Source organism: Salmonella sp. 32010601201800023SM (assembly GCF_017572235.1).
Lineage (GTDB): Bacteria > Pseudomonadota > Gammaproteobacteria > Enterobacterales > Enterobacteriaceae > Salmonella > Salmonella enterica.
The window spans coordinates 162,246-185,642 of the sequence record NZ_JAGEQS010000002.1; the positions used below are offsets into that span (position 1 = coordinate 162,246).

The 23,397-nt window shown below is 52.8% G+C and carries 24 protein-coding genes; 5 read left to right on the forward strand and 19 right to left on the reverse strand.

What is annotated here, in order from left to right; translation table 11 throughout:
* Positions 1-9: 9 nt before the first annotated feature.
* Entirely contained in the window at positions 10-1,320 is a 1,311-nt protein-coding gene (locus J4617_RS08175) for a serine dehydratase subunit alpha family protein (RefSeq protein WP_001748612.1), read from the forward strand.
* Between the two features lie 112 nt (positions 1,321-1,432).
* Here the strand turns inward: J4617_RS08175 and J4617_RS08180 are convergent, their stop codons facing one another.
* Positions 1,433-1,597 carry a hypothetical protein gene (locus J4617_RS08180; protein WP_000039326.1) on the reverse strand — a complete coding sequence of 55 codons (165 nt, stop codon included), beginning with the start codon at positions 1,595-1,597 and terminating at the stop codon, positions 1,433-1,435.
* 23 nt (positions 1,598-1,620) lie between these two features.
* Positions 1,621-2,322 carry a pirin family protein gene (locus J4617_RS08185; RefSeq protein ID WP_000633547.1) on the reverse strand — a complete coding sequence of 234 codons (702 nt, stop codon included), beginning with the start codon at positions 2,320-2,322 and terminating at the stop codon, positions 1,621-1,623.
* A 104-nt stretch (positions 2,323-2,426) separates the two neighbouring features.
* Between J4617_RS08185 and yhaJ the strand changes: the two genes are divergently transcribed.
* Positions 2,427-3,323 carry a DNA-binding transcriptional regulator YhaJ gene (gene yhaJ, locus J4617_RS08190; RefSeq protein ID WP_001041026.1) on the forward strand — a complete coding sequence of 299 codons (897 nt, stop codon included), beginning with the start codon at positions 2,427-2,429 and terminating at the stop codon, positions 3,321-3,323.
* A 38-nt stretch (positions 3,324-3,361) separates the two neighbouring features.
* Here the strand turns inward: yhaJ and J4617_RS08195 are convergent, their stop codons facing one another.
* The 14 genes from J4617_RS08195 to J4617_RS08260 form a co-directional block, all read right to left on the reverse strand.
* Entirely contained in the window at positions 3,362-3,727 is a 366-nt protein-coding gene (locus tag J4617_RS08195) for a DUF805 domain-containing protein (RefSeq protein WP_000384139.1), read from the reverse strand.
* Between the two features lie 123 nt (positions 3,728-3,850).
* The gene (locus J4617_RS08200; RefSeq protein ID WP_021000797.1) at positions 3,851-4,837 is read right to left on the reverse strand and encodes a glutathione S-transferase family protein; all 987 of its coding nucleotides are present in this window, start codon (positions 4,835-4,837) and stop codon (positions 3,851-3,853) included.
* A gap of 67 nt (positions 4,838-4,904) precedes the next feature.
* Positions 4,905-5,297 (reverse strand): DoxX family protein, encoded by a 393-nt coding sequence (locus J4617_RS08205; RefSeq protein ID WP_001592732.1) that lies wholly within the window; start codon positions 5,295-5,297, stop codon positions 4,905-4,907.
* A 237-nt stretch (positions 5,298-5,534) separates the two neighbouring features.
* Positions 5,535-5,834: a YqjK family protein gene (locus J4617_RS08210; protein WP_000095496.1), complete on the reverse strand. Its 300-nt coding sequence runs from the start codon at positions 5,832-5,834 to the stop codon at positions 5,535-5,537.
* On the reverse strand, positions 5,831-6,229 hold the full coding sequence (locus tag J4617_RS08215) for a phage holin family protein (RefSeq protein WP_000785626.1): 399 nt from the start codon (positions 6,227-6,229) through the stop codon (positions 5,831-5,833). The genes J4617_RS08210 and J4617_RS08215 overlap by 4 nt, the downstream gene beginning before the upstream one ends.
* 2 nt (positions 6,230-6,231) lie before the next feature.
* The gene (locus J4617_RS08220) at positions 6,232-6,537 is read right to left on the reverse strand and encodes a YqjD family protein (protein ID WP_000031219.1); all 306 of its coding nucleotides are present in this window, start codon (positions 6,535-6,537) and stop codon (positions 6,232-6,234) included.
* A 41-nt stretch (positions 6,538-6,578) separates the two neighbouring features.
* Positions 6,579-6,947 carry a DUF1090 domain-containing protein gene (locus J4617_RS08225; RefSeq protein ID WP_000877297.1) on the reverse strand — a complete coding sequence of 123 codons (369 nt, stop codon included), beginning with the start codon at positions 6,945-6,947 and terminating at the stop codon, positions 6,579-6,581.
* 144 nt (positions 6,948-7,091) lie between these two features.
* On the reverse strand, positions 7,092-7,475 hold the full coding sequence (gene mzrA / locus J4617_RS08230) for an EnvZ/OmpR regulon moderator MzrA (RefSeq protein WP_017465426.1): 384 nt from the start codon (positions 7,473-7,475) through the stop codon (positions 7,092-7,094).
* Positions 7,476-7,478: 3 nt separating this feature from the next.
* Positions 7,479-8,141 carry a DedA family general envelope maintenance protein YqjA gene (yqjA, locus tag J4617_RS08235; RefSeq protein WP_000422141.1) on the reverse strand — a complete coding sequence of 221 codons (663 nt, stop codon included), beginning with the start codon at positions 8,139-8,141 and terminating at the stop codon, positions 7,479-7,481.
* A 449-nt stretch (positions 8,142-8,590) separates the two neighbouring features.
* Positions 8,591-9,835: a serine/threonine transporter SstT gene (gene sstT, locus J4617_RS08240; RefSeq protein WP_000235363.1), complete on the reverse strand. Its 1,245-nt coding sequence runs from the start codon at positions 9,833-9,835 to the stop codon at positions 8,591-8,593.
* A 254-nt stretch (positions 9,836-10,089) separates the two neighbouring features.
* On the reverse strand, positions 10,090-11,058 hold the full coding sequence (locus J4617_RS08245; RefSeq protein WP_001098837.1) for a TerC family protein: 969 nt from the start codon (positions 11,056-11,058) through the stop codon (positions 10,090-10,092).
* A gap of 270 nt (positions 11,059-11,328) precedes the next feature.
* Positions 11,329-12,327, reverse strand: a complete 999-nt coding sequence (locus J4617_RS08250; protein WP_017465427.1) for a Gfo/Idh/MocA family oxidoreductase — start codon at positions 12,325-12,327, stop codon at positions 11,329-11,331.
* 88 nt (positions 12,328-12,415) lie between these two features.
* Positions 12,416-13,108 carry a vancomycin high temperature exclusion protein gene (locus J4617_RS08255; protein WP_000951045.1) on the reverse strand — a complete coding sequence of 231 codons (693 nt, stop codon included), beginning with the start codon at positions 13,106-13,108 and terminating at the stop codon, positions 12,416-12,418.
* Between the two features lie 151 nt (positions 13,109-13,259).
* Complete coding sequence (locus tag J4617_RS08260; protein WP_000202969.1) at positions 13,260-13,757, reverse strand: M48 family metallopeptidase; 498 nt, start codon at positions 13,755-13,757, stop codon at positions 13,260-13,262.
* 85 nt (positions 13,758-13,842) lie between these two features.
* Here J4617_RS08260 and rlmG point away from each other — a divergent pair, with 85 nt between their 5' ends.
* On the forward strand, positions 13,843-14,979 hold the full coding sequence (rlmG, locus tag J4617_RS08265) for a 23S rRNA (guanine(1835)-N(2))-methyltransferase RlmG (RefSeq protein WP_000019989.1): 1,137 nt from the start codon (positions 13,843-13,845) through the stop codon (positions 14,977-14,979).
* A gap of 80 nt (positions 14,980-15,059) precedes the next feature.
* Here rlmG and J4617_RS08270 read toward each other — a convergent pair whose 3' ends face one another.
* Together J4617_RS08270 and ygjG are read right to left on the reverse strand one after the other, a co-directional pair.
* The gene (locus J4617_RS08270) at positions 15,060-17,078 is read right to left on the reverse strand and encodes an NADPH-dependent 2,4-dienoyl-CoA reductase (protein WP_017465428.1); all 2,019 of its coding nucleotides are present in this window, start codon (positions 17,076-17,078) and stop codon (positions 15,060-15,062) included.
* A 170-nt stretch (positions 17,079-17,248) separates the two neighbouring features.
* Complete coding sequence (gene ygjG / locus J4617_RS08275) at positions 17,249-18,628, reverse strand: putrescine aminotransferase (RefSeq protein WP_001536702.1); 1,380 nt, start codon at positions 18,626-18,628, stop codon at positions 17,249-17,251.
* 429 nt (positions 18,629-19,057) lie between these two features.
* On the opposite strand from ygjG, the gene J4617_RS08280 reads away from it, so the two are divergent.
* Both J4617_RS08280 and J4617_RS08285 read left to right on the forward strand, forming a co-directional pair.
* On the forward strand, positions 19,058-20,578 hold the full coding sequence (locus J4617_RS08280; RefSeq protein ID WP_000094645.1) for a PAS domain-containing methyl-accepting chemotaxis protein: 1,521 nt from the start codon (positions 19,058-19,060) through the stop codon (positions 20,576-20,578).
* Between the two features lie 387 nt (positions 20,579-20,965).
* Positions 20,966-22,531, forward strand: a complete 1,566-nt coding sequence (locus J4617_RS08285) for a methyl-accepting chemotaxis protein (protein WP_000478471.1) — start codon at positions 20,966-20,968, stop codon at positions 22,529-22,531.
* Here J4617_RS08285 and J4617_RS08290 read toward each other — a convergent pair.
* Complete coding sequence (locus J4617_RS08290; protein WP_000983434.1) at positions 22,528-23,175, reverse strand: PadR family transcriptional regulator; 648 nt, start codon at positions 23,173-23,175, stop codon at positions 22,528-22,530. The genes J4617_RS08285 and J4617_RS08290 overlap by 4 nt on opposite strands.
* Positions 23,176-23,397: the final 222 nt, after the last annotated feature.

Below are 23,397 nucleotides of genomic sequence, written 5' to 3' on the forward strand. Positions count from 1 at the left end.
GTTGTTGTTATGTTTGAATCTAAAATAAATCCATTGTGGCAAAGTTTTATTCTGGCCGTACAGGAAGAAGTAAAACCGGCGCTGGGGTGTACTGAGCCAATTTCACTGGCGCTGGCGGCAGCGGCGGCGGCGGCTGAACTTAACGGCACAGTTGAACGCATTGACGCGTGGGTTTCGCCCAATCTGATGAAAAATGGTATGGGCGTTACCGTTCCAGGAACGGGAATGGTAGGGCTACCGATCGCCGCGGCGTTGGGCGCGTTGGGCGGTGATGCGAAAGCCGGGTTGGAGGTGTTAAAAGACGCTTCCGCTAAAGCCGTTGCCGATGCAAAAGCGATGCTGGCCGCTGGACATGTCGCGGTGATGTTGCAGGAGCCATGTAACGATATCCTGTTTTCACGGGCGAAAGTGTATAGCGGCGATAGCTGGGCATGTGTCACGATCGTCGGCGATCATACAAATATTGTGCGGATAGAAACCGACAAGGGTGTGGTATTTACCCAGGCCGATAATGCGCAGGAAGAAGAAAAAAACTCGCCACTGGGAGTGCTGTCTCATACCTCGCTGGAAGAGATCCTGGCGTTTGTGAATGCGGTGCCCTTTGACGCTATCCGCTTTATTCTCGATGCGGCCAGGCTAAACGGCGCGTTGTCGCAGGAGGGACTGCGTGGTTCCTGGGGGCTGCATATCGGTTCGACGCTGGCCAAACAGTGCGATCGCGGTCTGCTGGCGAAAGATCTCTCCACGGCGATTTTGATCCGTACCAGCGCGGCGTCAGACGCCAGAATGGGCGGCGCCACGTTGCCCGCGATGAGCAACTCCGGCTCCGGCAACCAGGGGATTACCGCCACGGTGCCAGTCATGGTGGTTGCTGAACATGTCGGCGCCGATGACGAGCGCCTGGCGCGCGCGCTAATGTTATCGCATTTGAGCGCTATCTATATTCACCATCAGCTTCCGCGTTTGTCGGCGCTGTGCGCGGCAACTACGGCGGCGATGGGCGCGGCAGCGGGTATGGCGTGGCTGATAGATGGTCGTTACGACACTATCGCAATGGCTATCAGCAGTATGATTGGTGATGTCAGCGGGATGATTTGCGATGGCGCGTCGAATAGCTGCGCGATGAAAGTCTCTACCAGCGCGTCGGCGGCGTGGAAAGCCGTACTGATGGCGTTGGATGATACGGCGGTGACCGGAAACGAAGGGATTGTGGCGCACAATGTCGAACAATCTATTTCGAATTTGTGTTCGCTGGCGTGTCGCTCAATGCAGCAGACCGACAAGCAGATCATCGAGATTATGGCCAGTAAAGCGCATTAATAATAACGCCCCGGCATGACGTCGGGGCAGCGTGTTGCCCGATGGCGCTGCGCTTATCGGGTCTACCCGTTATCAGCCGGATCGGGCGCTTGCGCCGCCATCCGGCATGATTTCAGGCTGCGGCCTCTTCTTCTGCCAGCCGGGCTTCGGCGTCCGCCACGATGGCTTCCAGTTCGGTTAGCATCTCTTCATAGCCCAGCGGCACAGTGGCGCTCATCGCCTCCTGTACGGCAGGTTTTACCACGGGCTGACGTTTCTTCGCCGATTTTTTACTCATCTTGCGACTCCTTTTCTGGCTGGCTACACCGGTAAATCTACCAGTAACGCGCGCAGCGGCGTATCGGCAACCAGCGTAATGTTAGGTTCATCACGAATAAATGCGCCATCTCCGCAGGTTAACGCCTCGCGTTCTTCGTTGTGCGTCATCGCGTGGAACGTACCGTGAATCGACTGCAAATAGGCGCGCGGCCCGTGAAGCTGGAAATTAAGCGATTCGCCTTTCTCCAGCGTAATATGATGTACCCAGACCTGTTGGCGCAGTTGTAAGCTGTTTTGCTCACCGTCGGGCGAGGCAAGAAGCTGTTGTTGCGCCGCCAGGAGTGGGATTTTTTGTACCAGCGTGTTTTCCCGTTCAGGACAGGCGTCAAGCCACAGTTGCATTCGGGTTAACGGCTTAACTTTGCTGATATTATGTTCGCTGTAGCTAATGCCCGGCTGCGCGGCGAGCAGTAACGCTTCGCCCGCTTTAGCCTGTACATGGTTGCCGTCGCTGTCGCGGTATTCCGCTTCGCCGTCCAGAATCAGGTTTAAAATATCCACCTTTGGATAAGTTCGAGGCTGAAAAGAGGCGCCCGGCGCCAGCACTTCCTGGTTCAGTACGCGCAACGACGCGTAGCCCAGCAGTGTAGGGTCGAAGTAGTGTCCAAAGGAGAAGGTATAGCGGGCCTGTAGCCATCCGTAGTCTGCCTGTCCACATTGTTTGGCGGTTCGGGTCGTAATCATCGTTATTAACCTCTCTTTACTTCCTTTTATGTTAAGGGGCTGGACGCTGCATTGTTAGCCAGATATTCTGCCCGGTATGTTCAAATTTCCTGAATGAGAACGTTATGGCTAAAGAGAGAGCGCTGACGCTTGAAGCATTGCGTGTGATGGACGCCATTGACCGCCGGGGCAGTTTTGCCGCAGCGGCTGATGAGTTGGGGCGGGTGCCCTCCGCGCTGAGTTACACCATGCAGAAGCTGGAAGAAGAGTTGGACGTTGTACTGTTCGATCGCTCCGGCCATCGTACAAAATTCACCAACGTCGGACGTATGCTGCTGGAACGCGGGCGGGTATTGCTGGAAGCGGCAGACAAGTTAACGACGGATGCTGAAGCGTTGGCCCGCGGTTGGGAAACTCATCTGACGCTGGTCACTGAAGCTCTGGTACCGACGCCTGCTTTTTTTCCGCTGATCGACCGGCTGGCCGCTAAAGCCAATACGCAGCTTTCATTGATTACCGAAGTACTGGCTGGCGCATGGGAGCGGCTTGAGCAGGGACGGGCGGATATCGTCATCGCTCCGGATATGCATTTTCGATCGTCGTCGGAAATTAACTCCCGTAAGTTGTATACGCTTATGAATGTGTATGTCGCCGCGCCTGACCATCCTATTCATCAGGAGCCGGAGCCGCTTTCGGAAGTGACGCGGGTTAAATACCGCGGCGTAGCGGTAGCGGATACCGCGCGCGAGCGGCCGGTATTAACGGTGCAACTGCTGGATAAGCAGCCACGTCTGACGGTAAGCACGATTGAAGATAAACGTCAGGCGCTGCTGGCCGGGCTTGGCGTCGCGACCATGCCATATTCGATGGTGGAACAGGATATTGCCGAAGGGCGGCTACGCGTGGTCAGCCCGGAATCGACCAGCGAAATCGATATTATTATGGCCTGGCGGCGCGACAGTATGGGGGAGGCAAAAGCCTGGTGCCTGCGGGAAATACCTAAGCTATTCGCCGGAAAATAAATAGCGCGCGGCGCTTTAAAAGCGGCGCCGCGCCGCCATCAGGAAAAACGTTTCGGATCGGGGCCGAAGCGGTTGTCGCCCGGCGTACCATTCTGGCAGTTGAACGCGATGATGATAAGCCAGCCGATAATGGGGATAAGTAGCAACAGTAGCCACCATGCGGAGCGGTCAGTGTCATGCAGACGACGGAACTGCACGGCCCACCACGGTAAAAAGATCAGAACGCCGTAAATGGTGGTCAGAACGCCTTCACCCCCGGCGCGTTGCCAGCCAAGCATGGCGTCCAGCAGGCCCAACACAAAGGTAAAGATGATATTGACCAGAATAAACATCCAGTACTCTTTGCGTCGCGCGCGGCCGCCAAATCCCAGATAATTTTTTAAAACCTTTAAATACCAATCCATTTTCGCCTCAATAATGGTTCAATCACTTGTTTTTAAAGTAATCAAACTAAGAATAGCCGCGAATGAAATGTTGGTAAATATTTGTGGTATTTATTAATAAGGCATCCCGGAGGACGCCTGAAATTAGCCAAAGCGCACGTCGCGCCCGTGAGGTTCGAGCAGATCCTGCCACGGTCCGACAGAAATGATACCCGTGGGGTTAATCGTTTTATGGCTACGGAAATAGTGGTGACGAATATGGTCCATATTAACAGTTTCAGCAATGCCCGGTATTTGATAGATATCGCGCAGGAAACCGTACAGATTCAGGTAGTCGCTGATTCGGTATTTGTCGCATTTGAAATGAGTCACGTAAACCGGATCAAAGCGTACCAGGGTCGTCCATAAGCGGATATCCGCCTCGGTCAACTGGTCGCCCGTCAGATAGCGGTGCTGTCCGAGAATCTGTTCCAGGCGCGCCAGCGCAGTAAATACCTTGTCTACCGCTTCATCATACGCTTGCTGGCTGGTGGCGAAGCCTGCTTTATAAACGCCGTTATTAACGTTGTCATAAATCCAGCCGTTTAACTCGTCAATTTTGCTTTGCAGCGCGGGGGGATAGTAATCCCCGGCTTTAGCGCCCAGCCCATCGAAGGCGGAGTTAAACATACGAATGATTTCGGCGGACTCGTTGCTGACGATAGTATGATTTTTTTTATCCCATAAGACCGGTACGGTGACGCGGCCGCTGTAGTGTGGATCGGCGTGCAGATACAACTGGTAGAGAAATTCATGCTGATAGAGGGTATCGCCGGTGGCCGCCGGAAAAGTATCATCAAACGTCCAGCCGTTTTCCAGCATCAATGGATTCACGACGGAAACCGGAATAAACGGCTCCAGACCTTTCAGTTTACGGAAAATGAGCGTGCGATGCGCCCAGGGGCAGGCAAGGGAAACGTACAGATGGTAACGATCTTTTTCTGCGGCGAATCCGCCTTCGCCGGAAGGTCCGGGCGCGCCGTCAGCGGTAAGCCAGTTGCGGAAAGCCGACGCTGAACGCTGAAATTTCCCCCCGGAAGATTTGGTGTCATACCAGGTGTCGTGCCAGACGCCATCGATCAGTTGTCCCATGTCTCTCTCCTTCAGATGACAAAAGCGAGGCGCTATTCCCTCGCTTTTTTAATTGAGTATAGATTGCTTACCACTTTTTATTCAGCAGACGGTCAAGGCTGAACGCGCCAGGCCCGGTTAACGCCAGTAATAAGAATCCGCCGGCAATGGTCAGGTTTTTCATAAACATCAGCGAGTTTACACCTTCTGCAAAATTGCTATGGAAGATCAATGCCGTCAGCAACGTAAAACCAGCGGTAAAAAGCGCAGTGGTGCGGGTGAGGAACCCCAGCAGAATCGCCAGACCGCCGCCGAACTCAAGCAGTATGGTGAGCGGCAGCAGGAATCCTGGTACGCCCATCGCTTCCATATACTGCTGTGTGCCCGCATAGCCGCTAATTTTTCCCCATCCTGCGGTAATAAACAGAACTGGCATTAAAATACGCGCTATCAGTACACCAACATCTTCTAATTTTTTCATTTTATTCTCCAGGGGGCCGATTCGGCGGCTGCTGCTATTTTCATGAGCAATGACGCGGTTTGGCGCATCATTGTTATCGCTGGAGAGAATCATAAACGTGGCGTGCAGGAATTGTTAGCAAGGAAAATTGCCAAATTTTTTCAAAAAATTTGAGTGATTGCTAAAGAGACGATATGCATAAAAGTATCGCGCCACCAGGTGATAACCTGATGGCGCGATGCTATAAAAGAAAAGATATTAACCGCGGAGCTGTTGTTGACGGAGGGTAGTTTTTACCAGGCGCCAGGCGCTCCAGATACCCAGGCCGCGTTTCGCCCAGCGTACCAACATATTAGGATGACGGATGGTCCAGATGGCCATTACGCTGCTACCGACCAGCGCCCAGGAGCGCAGGCTTAACACCGTATTCCAGCCGCGATCGTACGCGCCGGTGGTCTCCAGCCAGTCGCGACGGCTGGCGGACAGATCCAGCCGTTGCTGCTGGATCTGACTGAGAAGCAGCGCTTTACGTTTTTCGCGTTCGCCTTTGCTGCTCACGACTGATCGTCCTCCAGAATTTGCCGATCGTTAGCCAGTTCGTGCCGCGTATGGCGCAATAGCGTGGACTGACGCGCTTTGCGCAAAGTCCAGATGCCGCCGATTAGCGCAAGCACTAACAGCACAACTGTGGTAGCGATCATCGCGTTCAAACGGTACTGAGGATCGATAGCCCAGATGACCAGAACCATCAGGCTCATTAAGCCAAACGCCGCGAAGAGCATGGTAAGACCTACCATCAGCAAAAGCTGAAAGAGGTTCGCTTTCTCTTCTTCCAGTTCTACTACCGCCAGTCGCAGCCGGGTTTCCACCATCTCAACGATAATGGTGACAATCCGCTGCCCGATACCCAGTACGCTTTTGCCTGGTCCTTGTGCCTGTCGAGAGTCCGCCATAATTAACGACGCGTCAGCAGTACGCCCAACACCAGACCGACAGCGGCGCCAATGCCTACGCCTGTCCAGGGATTTTCGCGCACATAATCATCGGCGCGGGCGGCGGCGACGCGAGTCTGTTTGGCAATCACATCACCCGTTTCGCCCAGGCGGTAACGGCTCTCTTTCAGCGCGCGCTCGGCTTTGCTACGAATCTTACTCAACTCTTCTTTCGACTTTTCGCCCGAAGAGCTCAGCACTTCTTCAAGCGTATCGGTCAGGGATTTCAACTCAGCGCGCAGATGTTCCGTAGTGTTATCTTTCGACATAGTTTTCTCCAGGTGAGTGAGTATTTACATTCGGCGTTAATTTAGTAGTCTCTGGCCTCAAGTTTTTTTAGCTCATCCTGAGCCTCGGCCAGCTTACGTTCACGTTTGTCTATTTTATCCGCATCGCCTTTTGCTTTTGCCTCGGCTAAATCACGTTGGCGTTCGGCTACCTCTTCTTTTTGCTCAGCGATCTTTTTCTGATGCTCGGCGCGCAGCTTGCTGTCAGTACAATTGGCGCGTACTTCGCTGAGCGCCTTGTTCAGACCCTCAATACGGCGCTGATTGTTGTGCTTTTCAGCGTAGCTAATTTCCTTTTGTATATCCTGCTCTTTTTCCTGACAAAGCGAATTAGCGTAGCTACCGGCGCTAAGTGTAAAAAGCGTGATAGCCAAAGCGATGCGGTATTTCATTCCTGAACTTTCCCTTATGTTCGGACCCGTTGTCCGGGGCGGTGATCCCGATAATAACGCGGTGGGTTAAACACCGCTTTATTAATCATAGTCATTAAACAATGAAATCACCAAAGTGAGTGATATGATTCGGATTCCTGGAGATTAGCCAAAGCGGTGTGAGCTTTCCCGTAAGCGGGACAGCCACTGTACCGTTTCGTTGTCATCGTCCTGCTGAGCGACGACATAACCGTGTGGTAACGTTTGATCAAGCACTGTTTTTGCTGCGGCGCTTTGCGCAGGGGAATCGAAGGTAATGAGCAACATGTCATTTTTAGGCGTAATGCTTTTAAAATGAATGCCGTTCGCATCCAGATGATGCAGAACTGAGAAGCCGTCTGGCATACTGACGCCCTGGTTAACCGCGCGAATGGCTAGCGTCGACTCTTGCTGACGCAGCGTTGACCACGTCATCATGAGTATGGTCAGCATCAGTAGAAAAGCGCTGATCCAAATGAGTTGTCGGGCAGTTATGCGTGGTTTAAGCATAAGTTATCCCCGGCTCCCATACTTCTTTTTCCACAGCATGACCAGTGAACCCGCCAGGCCAAAAAAGAGCAGCACCACGGGCAGCAGCATCAGGCATGACATTAACTGATCTTCATACTTCATAAAGACGGGCGTTTTGCCCAGCAGATAGCCCAGCGACGTCAGGATAAGCACCCACAACAAGCCGCTCATCCAGTTGAAGAACTGAAAGCGCGCGTTATTCAGGCCGGATATGCCGGCAATGGTGGGCAGCAGCGTTCTGACAAACGCGATAAAACGGCCTATCAATAATGCCGACAGGCCGTGCTTATGGAAAAGGTGATGGGCGCGTTGATGATAATGTGCGGGGAGATGAGAGAGCCAGTTTTGCACGGTGCGGGTATTCCCCAGCCAGCGGCCCTGAATATAGCTCACCCAGCAACCCAGGCTGGCCGCGACGGTAAGCAGCAAAATGGTTTGTGGAAAACCCATCGCGCCTTTGGCGATCAGCACGCCGACCAGGATCAACAGGCTGTCGCCAGGCAAAAAGGCGGCAGGGAGCAGCCCATTTTCCAGAAACAAAATCATAAATAACACAAAATATAACATGCCAATCATGGAAGGATTGGCCAGTGTTTCAAAGTCCTGAGCCCACAGGGCATTCAGCAATTGAGTCAGTAGTTCCATTCAGTATTCCTGGAGAATCGGTTAACGTCACGCCGGTGATCTGAGGTTTGCACTGCCGCAACAGAGTTGGAGTTTTTATCAGCGTTGCGGAAACGGCAAATTCGCGGCCTGAACTATTCCTTGTTAAGTTGTGAAGTAAGCAAGCACTAACACACAAAAATTCAAAATGCATCTAATTGTAACAAAGGTCAACGAAGTCCGTTATAGAAATTACGCGTCGTTGAGCTTTGATTTTGCTTATCGCAAGGGAGGGTGGCGAGAGGATTTACACAGGCTGACACTTTATACTTTACGCTGACCGAGCGCCGCGGCAGACGCCATCTACATATAACGTTACGCGAGGATGTTGCGCGTGAACATCAATTCGCTTTCCATCACAGCCTATGGATTGGGAGATTCAGATCTATCGTTACGCCGGATGGCATACGCCATCCGGCATCGATAATCACTTAGCTACGCAAGGCGTTATTCGCCAGACGTTCGTCCTCTGCCTGGCAGGCTGCCGCAGTGAACAGAACATCGGTAGACGAGTTCAGCGCCGTTTCACACGAATCCTGCAATACGCCGATAATAAAGCCGACCGCTACTACCTGCATCGCGATATCGTTCGGGATGCCAAACATGTTGCACGCCAGCGGGATCAGCAGCAATGAACCGCCTGCCACGCCGGAGGCGCCGCAAGCACACAGCGAGGCCACCACGCTCAGCAGCAGCGCTGTAGGCAGATCCACCGGGACGCCTAACGTATGGACTGCCGCCAACGTCAGAACCGTAATGGTAATTGCCGCGCCGGCCATATTGATAGTGGCGCCCAGCGGAATGGAAACGGAGTAAGTATCCCTGTCCAGATTCAGCTTTTCGCACAGCGCCATATTCACTGGAATATTGGCGGCAGAGCTGCGGGTAAAGAAGGCATAAACGCCGCTTTCACGCAGGCAGGCGAACACCAGCGGATAAGGGTTGCGACGAATTTTCCAGAATACCAACAGCGGGTTGACCACCAGCGCGACCAGCAGCATACAGCCAATCAAGACGACCAGCAGGTGCGCATAACCCCACAGGGTAGAGAAGCCGGTGGTTGCAAGCGTTGATGAAACCAGACCAAAAATACCGACTGGCGCGAAACGGATCACCAGTTTCACCATAAAGGTCACGGCGTTAGACATATCGTTCACGAGGTTTTTGGTGGTTTCATTGCCATGACGCAGGGCAAATCCCAGACCGACGGCCCATACCAGAATCCCGATATAGTTAGCGTTCAGCAGCGCGTCGATGGGGTTCGACACCATGCTCATCAGCAGACCGCGCAAGACTTCTACAATGCCGGACGGCGGCACGATATCCTGGGCGCTACTGGACAGATGCAGCGTTGAAGGGAAGGCGAAGCTGAACACAACGGCCGCCAGCGCGGCTGAAAAGGTGCCTAGCAGGTAAAGAAAGAGAATAGGGCGAATATTGGTTTTTTGGCCGTGCTGGTGGTTGGCGATCGAGGCCATTACCAGCATCAGCACCAGAACGGGGGCGACCGCTTTTAAGGCGCCGACGAACAGGGTGCCAAGCAAGCCAACCGCTTCTGCCGCAGGCTTAGAAATCCATGCCAGTAAAATCCCCAGTACCAGACCCACTAAAATTTGTTTAACCAGACTGCCTTGCGCTAAACGCTGCAGTAGCCCTGATGCTCGTTGCGTAGCCATTTCATATTCCTTGTATTGTGTTGCTGGTCATCCCCTGCACGCTCTTACGGCGCATCTTTCAGGATGTAACAAAGTGTTTGCCTGGTTGAGTATAAGGAAAGTTGAAGGTTCGGGAAGCGAAATATCCTGGATTTTTTGCTGTGATCATGTTTTATAACTTTATATTAACAGTATTGTGACATGTTAAACAAAAACGCCCGACAGGTGTGCGCTGCCGGGCGTTTTTGACGGGGCAGGTTTACCCCGATAAAAGATTATTGCGCTCGTAGTTTCTTATCGCGCTGATGGTTAACCCAGGCGTTAATCACCAGCGTAATGGTCAGAATGCCAAACACTACGCCCAGCGAAATCGCGATAGGAATATGGTAGAAGTCGACGATCAGCATCTTAATGCCGATAAAGACCAGAATGACCGCCAGACCATATTTCAGCATCGAGAAGCGTTCCGCCACGCCGGACAGCAGGAAGTACATCGCGCGCAGTCCTAAGATGGCAAACAGGTTAGAGGTCAGTACGATGAACGGGTCGGTGGTGACCGCAAAGATCGCCGGAATACTGTCAACGGCGAAGATTACATCGCTGAGCTCAACCATAATCAGCACCAGCAGCAGCGGCGTGGCATACAACAGGCCGTTTTTACGTACGAAAAAGCGCTCGTTCTCGATCGTATCGGTCATACGCAGATGCCCGCGCAGCCAACGCACCATCGGTTTTTCGCCAATGCCGGATTCGTCTTCCTTCGCCAGCGCCATTTTTACGCCGGTAAACAGCAGGAAGGCGCCGAACACATACAGCAGCCATTCGAACTGAGTGATAAGCCAGGTACCGGCGAAAATCATGATAGTACGCAACACGATCGCGCCAAGAACCCCATACACCAGCACCCGGCGTTGCAGAGCCGGAGGGACGGAGAAATAGCTAAACAGCATCAGCCAGACAAAGACGTTATCTACGGCCAGCGACTTCTCAATCAGATAGCCGGTAAGGAACGCCAATGCCTGCGGGTCAGCAACTTCGCGCCCTTGCGTTTCAGCCAGATACCACCAGAAAGCGGCGTTAAACAGTAGCGAGAGCGTTACCCACAGGATTGACCATCCTGCCGCTTGTTTCATCGACATCGCATGTGCGCCACGGCGTCCCTGCAACAACAGGTCGATGGATAGCATTATCACCACAACAACCGCGAATCCACCCCATAATAATGGCGTACCAACAGTATTCATTATTTCTCCCTATGCAAAAAAAAAACGGCTAACGCCGAATGGCATTAGCCGTTGCTTTTATGCATAGACCTTGCCATTCGGCAAGGTCTCACTTACAACAATAAAGGAATACGCTGACGCATTCCTTTATGGCTGCCCGGTGACCGGATGTGGTTTTGCACACATCGTAATGACGATCGACCGGCAATGAAGTTACTCCCCTTTGCGCGTAACAAAGTATGACAGGCCACGCGTAGAGTCAATGGCCTGTAACATATGATTTACATAATTTTACGCAGTAAGGGGATGAGTCAGATCGTCCGCCGGGAAGATGACCCCGGTTTGACGGCGTATTTCTGTCAGCCATTTTGCCGTGGCGCGACTTAGCGACAACCCCGGATGTTCCACGGCATGGTTTTCAATAAGCTGGGCAAACGCCCCGGCTTCATACAGCATGGTATTAATATGCTGAAGCTGGGTCAGATCCTGCATCAGCGCGCCGCGCGGCGCAAAACACACTTTCTGGCATTCCGACAGCTTTTCAATGACCAGCGATCCCCTCTCGCCCTGAATTTCACTGGCCAGTACCGAGTCGCTGACTTTGGAATGCTGTAGCGTGACGCTAAAATCGCCGTAATCCATAACCACGACGCCGTGCGCATCTACTCCGCTTTCCAATAAATTCGCCGACGCCTGAACACTGCGCGGCTCGCCCCATAGCGCGATCGCCGACGCCAGACAGTAATACCCGATATCCATAATCGAACCATTGGAGAAGGCCGGATTAAACGTATTCGGATTTTCACCGTTCAGATAGCGCTGATAACGTGAAGAGTACTGGCAGTAATTTAGGAATGCTTTATGCATTCTGCCGATTTTCGGCAACGATTCCCGCAGCAGCAGGAAATTGGGCAGGCAGGCGGTTTTAAAGGCTTCAAACAGTACCCGCTGATTATCGCGCGCGCAGGCGATAGCGGCATCAACCTCCGCCAGGTTAGAAGCCAGCGGCTTTTCGCACATGACATGCTTTTTATGCTGCAAAAAGCGCTGCGTCTGGGAGAAATGCAGGGAATTCGGGCTGGCGATATAAACCGCCTCAATCGCGTCGCTTTGCGCCATCGCTTCCAGCGAGGTAAACAGATGCTCGACGGGATAATCATTTGCGAAAGACTGCGCCTGTTCAAGACTACGGGAGTAAACGGCGGCGAGCCTGAATTTGCCGGTTTCATGGGCGGCGTCGACAAACTGGCGCGTGATCCAGTTAGTCCCAATTACAGCGAAACGTATCATAAACGTCAGCGGACTCCAGAAAGGGATTTTTCGTCAATGTAGCACGCCTTTCCGCCCTTGCCAGTGCGCTGCGACGCACTCTGGCATTTTACTGGCGAGAAGGGCACCCGTGTGCGCTATCAGCCCCAATAGTGACGCCAGCGCCCAGATATTTAGGCTGACGGTGCAAAATTTTGGCATCCAGCACCGCGCTAACCCGCGCCAGCTTTTCCCGAAGTCGTGTGTAGGTTCCGTGCCTTTTATTCAGATCCGGCGCGTTAACGCCGATAGCGTCAATGCCATATTGTTGCGCCAGCCAGATCGCCCGTTGATTATGGAATGCTTGCGAGATAATCGTAATGCGGCTTTCGCCAAACACTTTCCGGGCGCGAACTACGGAGTCCAGCGTGGAGAATCCGGCATAATCACAAAAAATGGCCGCTTCCGGCACACCTTTCGCTATCAGCGCCTGCTGCATCGCCGAAGGTTCATCGTACTCTTTTTTGCCGTTATCGCCGCTGACTAACAGCCACTTCACTTTACCGGCGTGATACAACGCGGCGGCAGTATTAATCCGCCGGGTAAAATACCGATTGCCGGGTTTAGCGCCTAACACCAGCCCGACGTTGCGGGCGGGAACGGTCTGAATATCATTCCATGTCAGATGCTGCGAGGCGTTGACGATAAGCCAGTTGGAATAGAAAAGCGCGACGCCTGCTGCGACAAGCAGAAAACACGCCACTGTTAACGCCCGGCGTGTAAAACAGAGGCGGCGGATAAAACGGGCACATTGTGAGAGCATGGTTGTTGCGCGGTTCCGTTGGCGGTGGATAAAAAATACCCTCTACAGATCGTCATCCTTGACGTGGCGGCAGGCAATGAGCGAAATGTGAACGCGCCGATTTTATGCCCACGCCGTTAAAAAGATACGGGGGAAGGGGCATTTTCAGAATTTATTGTGCCGACAGCGCCTGATGCGTCAGCCACAGTCGCGTATCAAACTCCAGTTGATGGTACTGCGGCTCCATATGGCAACAGAGCTGATAAAACGCTTTGTTATGATCTTTCTCTTTCAGGTGTGCCAGTTCGTGAACCACAATCATCCGTAAGAATGGCTCCGGGGCGTTGCGAAACACGGTGGCGACGCGGATCTCCGCCTTTGCCTTGAGCTTGCCGCCCTGAACGCGCGAGACAGCGGTATGCAGTCCCAGCGCATTTTTCAGCACATGGATCTTGCTGTCATACATCACTTTATTGATGGGCGGCGCATTGCGCAGAAACTGACTTTTCAGTTCCTGAGTATAGTGATATAGCGCTTTGTCAGTGGCGTAATCATGCGCGCCGGGATAACGTTTTTCCAGCACCGCTCCCAGGCGCTGCTCGGCGATTAAGGTGCGCACCTGGGCAAGGAGATGTTCCGGATACCCCTGAAGGTAAGTTAGTGAGGTCATCAAAGCTCCATGTTGCTGATAAAAAGTGTATACTCACGCACCCTTTTCAGGGATAACGCCGCAATTTTACCATTCAGGAGGCCTAATGAGCCACGTAGACGACGGTTTCCGTTCACTGACGCTGAAACGTTTTCCGCAAACGGATGATGTTAACCCGCTTCTGGCGTGGGAGGCGGCCGATGAGTATCTGCTGCAACAGTTGGATGAGACGGAAATTCGCGGCCCGGTGCTGATCCTGAATGATACGTTTGGCGCGCTAAGCTGTGCGCTGGCGGAGCATTCGCCATACAGTATTGGCGATTCGTATTTAAGCGAACTGGGTACGCGAGAGAATTTACGCCATAACGGCATCGCGGAGTCCAGCGTAACGTTTCTCGACAGTACCGCTGACTACCCGCAGGCGCCGGGCGTGGTATTGATTAAGGTACCGAAAACGCTGGCGTTGCTGGAACAGCAGTTACGCGCTTTGCGTAAGGTCGTTACGGCGCAAACGCGTATTATCGCCGGCGCGAAAGCGCGAGATATTCATACCTCTACGCTGGAACTGTTTGAAAAAGTGCTGGGCCCAACCACGACGACGCTGGCGTGGAAGAAAGCGCGCCTGATTAACTGTACCTTCAGTCATCCGCAACTGGCCGACGCGCCGCAAACGCTAAGCTGGAAACTGGAAGATACAGGCTGGACGATTCACAACCATGCGAATGTGTTTTCTCGTACCGGATTGGATATCGGCGCGCGCTTCTTTATGCAGCATTTGCCGGAAAACCTCGACGGGGAGATTGTCGATCTCGGCTGCGGCAATGGGGTGATTGGCCTGAGCTTACTGGCGAAAAATCCGCAGGCGAACGTGGTATTTGTCGATGAATCGCCGATGGCGGTAGATTCCAGCCGTTTGAATGTAGAAACGAACCTGCCGGAAGCGTTCGAACGCTGCGAATTTATGATCAACAATGCGCTCTCCGGCGTGGAGCCGTTCCGTTTTAACGCTGTGTTCTGCAACCCGCCGTTCCACCAGAAACATGCGCTGACGGATAATATCGCCTGGGAGATGTTCCATCATGCCCGCCGCTGCCTGAAAATCAACGGCGAACTGTATATTGTGGCGAACCGCCATCTGGACTATTTCCACAAGCTGAAGAAGATTTTCGGTAATTGCGCGACGATAGCAACCAACAATAAATTTGTTATTTTGAAAGCGGTGAAGCAGGGACGCCGTCGATAAGGCGCTCAAGCGTCATACCGGCCTATAAAACCGGTATGACGACGTAAGCCCGATAAGCGCAGCGCCATCAGGTAAAGTCGTTAAATCTCCAGCGCCAGTCGGGTGCCCTGGGCAATCGCCCGTCGGGCATCCAGCTCCATCGCGACATCGCATCCGCCGATAAGATGTACCGTTTTACCTGCGGCGCGTAACGGGTCCGCCAGCTCGCGGCGAGGTTCCTGTCCGGCGCAGATCACCACATGATCCACTTCCAGCAACTGCGGTTCGCCGCCGATCAAGAGATGTAATCCGTCGTCGTCGATCTTCTGGTAACTGACCGCCGGGATCATCTTCACGCCGCGCGCCAGTAACGTCGCGCGATGGATCCAGCCGGTGGTTTTACCTAACCCTTCGCCCGGCTTGCTGGCTTTGCGTTGCAGCATGACGATTTGCCGTGGACTACGTGCCAGGCGCGGGCCTTCCGGGCGCAGACCGCCTGCCTGTTGCAGGCTGGTATCAATTCCCCATTCCGTACAAAATTCAGCAATATTTTGGCTGGTGGATTCGCCGTGCTGGCTCAGATACATGGCCGTGTCAAAACCGATCCCGCCGCAGCCAATGATCGCCACTCGCTTACCAACCGGCGCTTTATCGCGCAATACCTCCAGGTAGGTCAATACTTTTGGATGATCGATACCGTCTATCGGCGGGCGGCGCGGTACTATTCCGCAGGCGAGGATCGCTTCGTCAAACGGCTGAAGATCCTCTGCGTTCACCCGTTGGTTCAGTTTCAGCGTAACGCCAGTAACATCGATCATTCGACGGTAGTAGCGCAGCGTTTCATAAAACTCCTCTTTACCCGGGATCTGCCTGGCGATAGTAAACTGACCGCCAATTTCACTCTGAGCGTCAAACAGCGTGACATGATGGCCGCGCGACGCGGCGTTAATCGCGAAAGCCAGCCCCGCCGGGCCTGCGCCGACAACGGCCAGGTTCTTTTTGCGTATGGCCGGCGTTATCGGCATGTGGGTTTCGTGACAGGCGCGCGGGTTCACCAGACAGGAGGTCACTTTGCCGATGAAGATCCGATCCAGACAGGCCTGATTACAGCCGATACAGGTATTGATCTCATCTGCGCGTCCGGATTGCGCTTTAGTCAGGAATTCAGCATCGGCAAGGAAGGGACGCGCCATCGACACCATATCGGCATCGCCGCGCGTCAGGATCGTCTCGGCGACCTGCGGATCGTTAATGCGATTGGTCGCGATCAGCGGAACCGACACATGACCTTTGAGTTTCCGTGTCACCCAGCTAAAGGCGCCACGCGGTACTGGCGTGGCGATGGTCGGGATTCGCGCCTCATGCCAGCCAATGCCGGTATTAATTAGGCTTGCGCCTGCGGCTTCAATGGCTTGCGCCAGTTGTACCGTTTCGTCGAACGTGCCGCCATTTTCCACCAGATCGAGCATCGACAGGCGATAGATAATAATAAAGTCGTTCCCTACCCGCTGGCGTACCGCGCGTACTACCTCAACCGCGAAGCGCATACGGCTGGTATAGTCGCCGCCCCATTCGTCATCGCGATGGTTAGTTCGCCGCGTGAGAAATTCATTAATCAGATAGCCCTCTGATCCCATCACCTCTACGCCGTCGTAGCCTGCTTCCCGCGCCAGCTGCGCGCAATGCGCGAAGTCGTCGATTAACTGCAAGATTTCATCATGCGTCAGTTCATGCGGCATAAAGCGGTTGATTGGCGCCTGAATTGCCGACGGCGCGACCAGGTGCGGCTGATAGCTGTAACGCCCGGTGTGCAGAATTTGCAGCGCGATTTTACCGCCTTCCGCATGTACGGCATCGGTCACCACGCGGTGAGGCGTTAATTGGCTGGCGTCGTTCAGCATCGCGCCGCCGGTCATCACGACCCCGGAGGGAACGGGCGCAATACCGCCGGTGACGATTAACGCTACGCCGTGTCGCGCGCGCTCGGCATAAAATGCCGCCAGGCGCTCGGCGCCATCAGGATGTTCTTCCAGACCCGTGTGCATCGATCCCATCAGCACGCGGTTTCTGAGAGTAGTAAAGCCCAGATCGAGCGGGGCGAACAGCGACGGGTAGCTCATAAGCGTATCCAGTATGTAAAATTATTGTTATGTGGTCGGATGAGTTACTACTGTAGCCGTCGCGAGGTAAAAGGGAAAAGGGGAATGTGGTGATTGTGATGGGATTCAAAAAAGAGGCCGCGACCCGGGGAAAACAGGCCGGATAAGCATAGCGCCATCCGGCATCGTGTTTAAACCTCTTCAACGCTCACCTGCATCGCCGCCAGCGCATTACGCGCTGATTTCAATACCTGTTCGCACAGTTCAATGGTTAGCGTGAGCGGTGGCTCGATACGAATTGTTTTCGCATTATTCAGCGTACCAGCGACCAGCACGCGTTGACGGAACATCTCACTGGCAAAACGGTAGCCCGTTTCGTTATCGACAAATTCAATGGCCATCAACATACCTTTGCCGCGCGCCTCGTGTACCAGATTGGGATATTCACGCGCAAGTTGTCGAAAACCATCCAGGAGCGTATCGCCTTTTTGTTCCGCCTGGGCCGGGAGATTTTGCTCCAGCAGGACGTTAATGGTCGCCAGCGCGGCAGCACAAGCCAGCGGATTACCGCCAAAAGTGGTGGTATGCAGGAAGGGGTTGTCGAACAGAACCGAAAACACCTCTTCAGTCGCGATGGTGGCGCCAATCGGCATCACGCCGCCGCCCAGGGCTTTCGCCAGACACAGAATATCAGGCTGCACATTTTCGTGCTCACAGGCAAACATCTTGCCGGTACGCCCCATGCCGGTTTGTACTTCATCCAGAATCATCAGCGCGCCGAATTCGTCACAGAGCTTACGTACCTCTGTCAGGTATCCCTGCGGCGGCAGGATCACGCCGCCTTCACCCTGAATAGGCTCCAGAATCACGGCTGCTATCTCGTCGCCCGTTTTTTTGCCTTCGCTAAATGCCATGCTCATCGCGTCGATATTGCCAAACGGCACATGGCGGAAGCCCGGCAGTAAAGGCATAAAGGGTCTGCGGAAGGTGGATTTGGCCGTGGCGGAGAGCGCGCCCAATGATTTGCCATGAAATGCGCCGCTGGTGGCGATAAAGGTAAACTTGCCGCGCGGCGACTGATACGCTTTTGCCAGTTTTAGCGCCGCTTCGACGGATTCGGTGCCGCTGTTACAGAAAAAGCTGTACTTGAGTTTCCCCGGTGTCAGCGCCGCCAGCGTTTTTGCCAGCATCGCCCGCAAGGGGTCAAGTAACTCCTGGCTGTGGAGAGGTTGTTTTGCGAGTTGATTCTGGACGGCGGATACCACAACAGGATTACGGTGCCCCACGTTAAAGATGCCAAACCCCCCAAGACAGTCGATAAACTCCTGCCCCTGGGTGTCGACAAGCGTATTCAAACTGCCCGCTTGCCACTCTACGGCTCCGTAATCCCCGCCGGCGGTAACAGATTTCCGGTATTCCAGAAATCCTGGATTTACATGCTCTTTAAAGTAGTCAATGACCTCTCGGTTTAGTGCTTTCATTTCCTCATGGTTTAGCGTTCGCTTCTCGATGAGATTCAGTGCGTGCGCGCTACAGGCCAAAGCCGATGCGCTGGAAGGTAACCTGTTCAAAATGAGCTCCAGAGGGCCGTGTATCACATGATACTGAATTAAGTATTGCAGGGATTAGCGGGGGTCTAAGCCCATAGTGAAAATCGGGATAAACACCAGGAATAATCACATTTACACAACATTTAATGTCATGTGTTAACAATTGGATGCATTTTGAGCAGATCTTGTTTTACGGTTTACGGTGTGTTGCGTTAGAGGCGGCGTGAGAAAAAGGTGAGCCAGGGCAGATTTTAAAGAAAAAGGTTGTCCACGCTAAACAATTTCATAATGAAAATAAGGCGCAGGATGAGGTGAAAATCGTACAAATATTAAGGATTAATCGCAAATTGCGATCCAGAGCAATTTTAACAACTAAAGATAAATAGATTAGCGCCGAAATAACATCCGAGCGAAAAATTAACATCCAGATAACCTGCACAGGACGCTATCATGTCTTCTCATCCCTACGTCAGCCAGCTAAATACCCCGCTGGATGATGATACCACTCTGATGTCTACGACCGACCTGGAAAGCTATATCACTCACGCCAATGACACTTTTGTCCAGGTGAGCGGCTATCAGTTAAACGAGTTACTGGCGCAGCCACATAATCTGGTGCGTCATCCGGATATGCCGAAAGCTGCCTTCGCAGATATGTGGTATACCCTAAAACAGGGCGAACCGTGGAGCGGCATTGTGAAAAACCGGCGTAAAAACGGCGACCATTATTGGGTGAGGGCCAACGCGGTACCGATGATACGTGAAGGGCGTGTGACGGGATATATGTCGATCCGTACCCGCGCCACGGATGATGAGATTGCCGCCGTCGAGCCTTTATATCAGGCGCTAAATGAAGGGCGGTGTAGTAAACGTATTCATAAAGGCCTGGTGGTTCGTCAGGGCTTGCTGGGCAAACTGCCCGCTATGCCTGTTCGCTGGCGAGTGCGTAGTATTATGGGGCTAATGGCCGTAATGCTGGCGTTGGCGTTGTTCGGTACGGATGCCTCATGGCAGGCGTTGCTGTTGGGCGCGTTGGCGATGCTGGCAGGTACGGCGCTATTTGAATGGCAAATTGTGCGTCCCATTGAAAATGTGGCGACGCAGGCGCTGAAAGTGGCGACCGGCGAACGCAACAGCGTACAACATCTTAATCGTAGCGATGAGTTGGGGCTGACGCTGAGGGCCGTGGGGCAGCTTGGCTTGATGTGCCGCTGGCTGATCAATGACGTATCAAGTCAGGTTTCCAGCGTCAGAAACGGCAGTGAAAGGCTGGCGAAGGGTAACAATGATCTGAACGAACACACCCGTCAGACCGTGGAGAATGTTCAGGAAACGGTAACGACCATGAACCAGATGGCGGAGTCCGTGAAGCTCAATTCCGAGACGGCTTCCGCTGCGGATAAGCTTTCCATGGCGGCCAGTAGCGCGGCGACTCAGGGAGGTGAGGCGATGGATACGGTGATTAAAACGATGGATGATATCGCTCACAGTACGCAACGTATCGGGACGATCACCACGCTAATTAACGATATCGCTTTTCAGACGAATATCCTGGCGCTGAATGCGGCGGTAGAAGCGGCGAGAGCGGGCGAGCAGGGGAAAGGGTTTGCCGTGGTTGCTGGCGAGGTACGTCATCTTGCCAGCCGTAGCGCTAATGCGGCGAACGATATTCGTAAATTAATTGACGCCAGCGCAACAAAGGTGCAGTCAGGCTCCGAGCAGGTTCACGCCGCAGGCCGTACCATGGATGACATTGTAGCCCAGGTGCAAAATGTCACCCTGCTTATCGCACGGATCAGCCAGTCGACGCAGGAACAGACAGATGGGCTTTCCAGCCTGACTCGCGCCGTGGACGAGTTGAACCGCATAACCCAGAAGAATGCGGCGCTGGTGGAAGAGAGCGCACAAGTCTCCGCGATGGTAAAACACCGTGCCAGCCGGCTGGAGGATGCGGTCACGGTACTGCATTAAATTTATTTGTAGGTCGCAACGGTAATGACGTCCGCCCGGTAGCAACAAGCTTACCGGGCGGATGCGCTCTGATAGAAGGCGGTGCCTGCCATCATAGAGAGTATCAGTGGCCTGTGATGTTAAAAATAATGTGATATTTATTCCTTCTCCCTTGTCTACCTATTAATAGGTATAAACTCAGTTAATAAATAAGAAATGGTTAACCTTTTAGCGTATTTCTTTCATTATTAGTGCCAATTTATGTCACTTTTGGTTCATCTTTCTGTGAACAATAAATATTACTTACTAATAATGCTCCGAAATAAAAAGCGATCAATATCATAAAGTTAGTAACATTATTGCCGATAAATCTTCCTGTATGAGGATATGCAATCCCAGGGAGAAAATATGTTTTTGCATAACATTAAAATACGTTCAAAATTATTTATGGCCTTTGGCTTATTCATTGTTCTCATGGTGGTGAGTTCCGCTCTGTCTTTGTTTAGCCTTGATCGGGCTAATACGGGTATGCAGAACATTATTACCAATGATTATCCCACCACGGTAAAAGCCAATCTGTTAATCGATAATTTTAATGATTTCATCATCGCGCAGCAGCTCATGTTACTGGATGAAGAGGGGCGCTGGAGCCAGAGTTCGCAGAAAGAGCTGGATGAAATAAGCCAGCGTATTACGGCGTTACTGGATGAGCTTTCCAGCAATCGTCACGATGCGGCTTCGCAGAAAATCATTACCGAGATCCGTGAAGCGCGCCAGCAATACCTGGAGTCCAGATTCCGTATTTTGCAAGATATTCAAAGCCATAATCGTCAGGCGGCCATTCAGGAGATGATGACCAGAACGGTGCAAGTGCAAAAGGTCTATAAGGACAAAGTTCAGGAACTTATCGCCGTTCAGGATGCGCAGATGCACAACGCGGGCGTGCAGGTCGAAGGAGATTTTAAAACTAACCGGACGCTGTTAATTACCCTGGCGCTGATAAGCATCGCTGCCGGATGCGTAATGGGATGGTATATCGTACGTTCCATTACCCGACCGCTTGATGACGCAGTACGCTTTGCCGAGGCGATTGCCGATGGCGATCTGACTCGCCATATCACCACCGACTATAAAGATGAAACAGGCGTACTACTGCAAGCATTAATGGCGATGAAAACGCGTCTGCTGGATATCGTACAGGAAGTGCAAAACGGTTCGGAGAGTATCTCCACGGCGGCGGCGCAAATTGTCGCCGGTAACCAGGATTTGGCCGCGCGTACGGAAGAACAGGCCAGCTCGGTTGAAGAAACGGCGGCGTCGATGGAACAGATTACCGCCACGGTTAAAAACACAGCTGACCATACCAGTGAAGCGACCAAACTCTCTGCCGGCGCCGCCAGCGTAGTGAAAAACAATGGGGAGATGATGAATCAAGTGACGCAGAAAATGCGCGTCATTAACGATACGGCAAATCGTATGTCGGATATCATCAATATCATTGATTCCATTGCCTTTCAGACCAATATTCTGGCGCTGAACGCGGCGGTTGAAGCGGCGCGTGCGGGCGAACATGGACGTGGTTTTGCCGTTGTCGCCGGAGAGGTTCGCCAGTTGGCGCAAAAGAGCGCCTCGTCAGCCAGTGAAATCCGTAATTTGATTGAAGATTCAACCAGTCAGACTCAGGAAGGGATGCACCTGGTGGAGAAAGCCAGCGCCCTGATTAATGGCATGGTGGACAACGTCGAAGAGATGGATGTGATATTACGCGAGATTGGGCAGGCCAGCCGCGAGCAAACTGACGGTATTTCGCAGATTAACAGCGCGATTGGCCTGATTGACGCCGCCACGCAACAAAACTCCTGCCTTGTGGAAGAGTCTGTTGCCGCCGCAGCGTCGCTGAACGAACAGGCGTTACATTTAAAAGAGCTGGTTAACGTGTTCCGCGTCCGCGAAGAGGACACGCAGCCCGCTTAATCCAGTTCGGCGATTTCCAGCGCCGCGCGATCAATCACGCCGATAATGCGTTTGATTTGCGCGTCGTTGATATCGCTGTGGTTTATCCGCAGATCCAGCACGGCCTTGAAGTTATCCAGCGCCCGCTTCATCTGCGGATTTTTACGTAACTCCATGCCCACACAACGGGCTTTTAGCCGCGCCTGAATATGCGTCAGGTGTTCGCGATTTTCATCAAGCCATTGCGCGCCGTTCGCGGTAATCGCGATTTTTTTCCGCCCGCCTTCTTCGTCGCTAATCGTGATAAATTGCTGATCCTGTAAAAAATCCAGCGTAGGGTAGATCACACCAGCGCTTGGCGTATAGCCGCCCCCCGTCAGGTTTTCTATCGCTTTAATCAGTTCATAGCCGTGGCTGGCGTCCCGGGTCAGGATATCAAGAATGACCAGCCGAAGCTCCCCGTGGCCAAAAAATCGCTGACGTCGACCACCGCCCTGTCCATGACGACCACAGCCGTGTCCGTGACGGTGTTCGCCGCCGCAACTGGCGTTCTCATGCTGATGCGCGCTATGGCAGCCTTCATGCTGATGTTCGCGATCTTTACAGCAGCCGTCGTGCTTATGATCCCGGTTTTTGCAACACCCTTCATGTTGATTTTGCATCATTGTCTCCTGTTTATTTAGATGTATCTAATTTATATCTAAATGATGATTTTTAGCAAGGGCAAAAGCGATTGTTTATATAATCTATTAATTTATAAGGTTTTATTGTAAGGTTATAGTTAACGACGCGTTGCCAGAACACTATCAAAAAACAGTTGCATTTTTACTGATTAACAATCATTATCATTTAAAATTTTAATTTAGATATATCGTATTACTTCACGA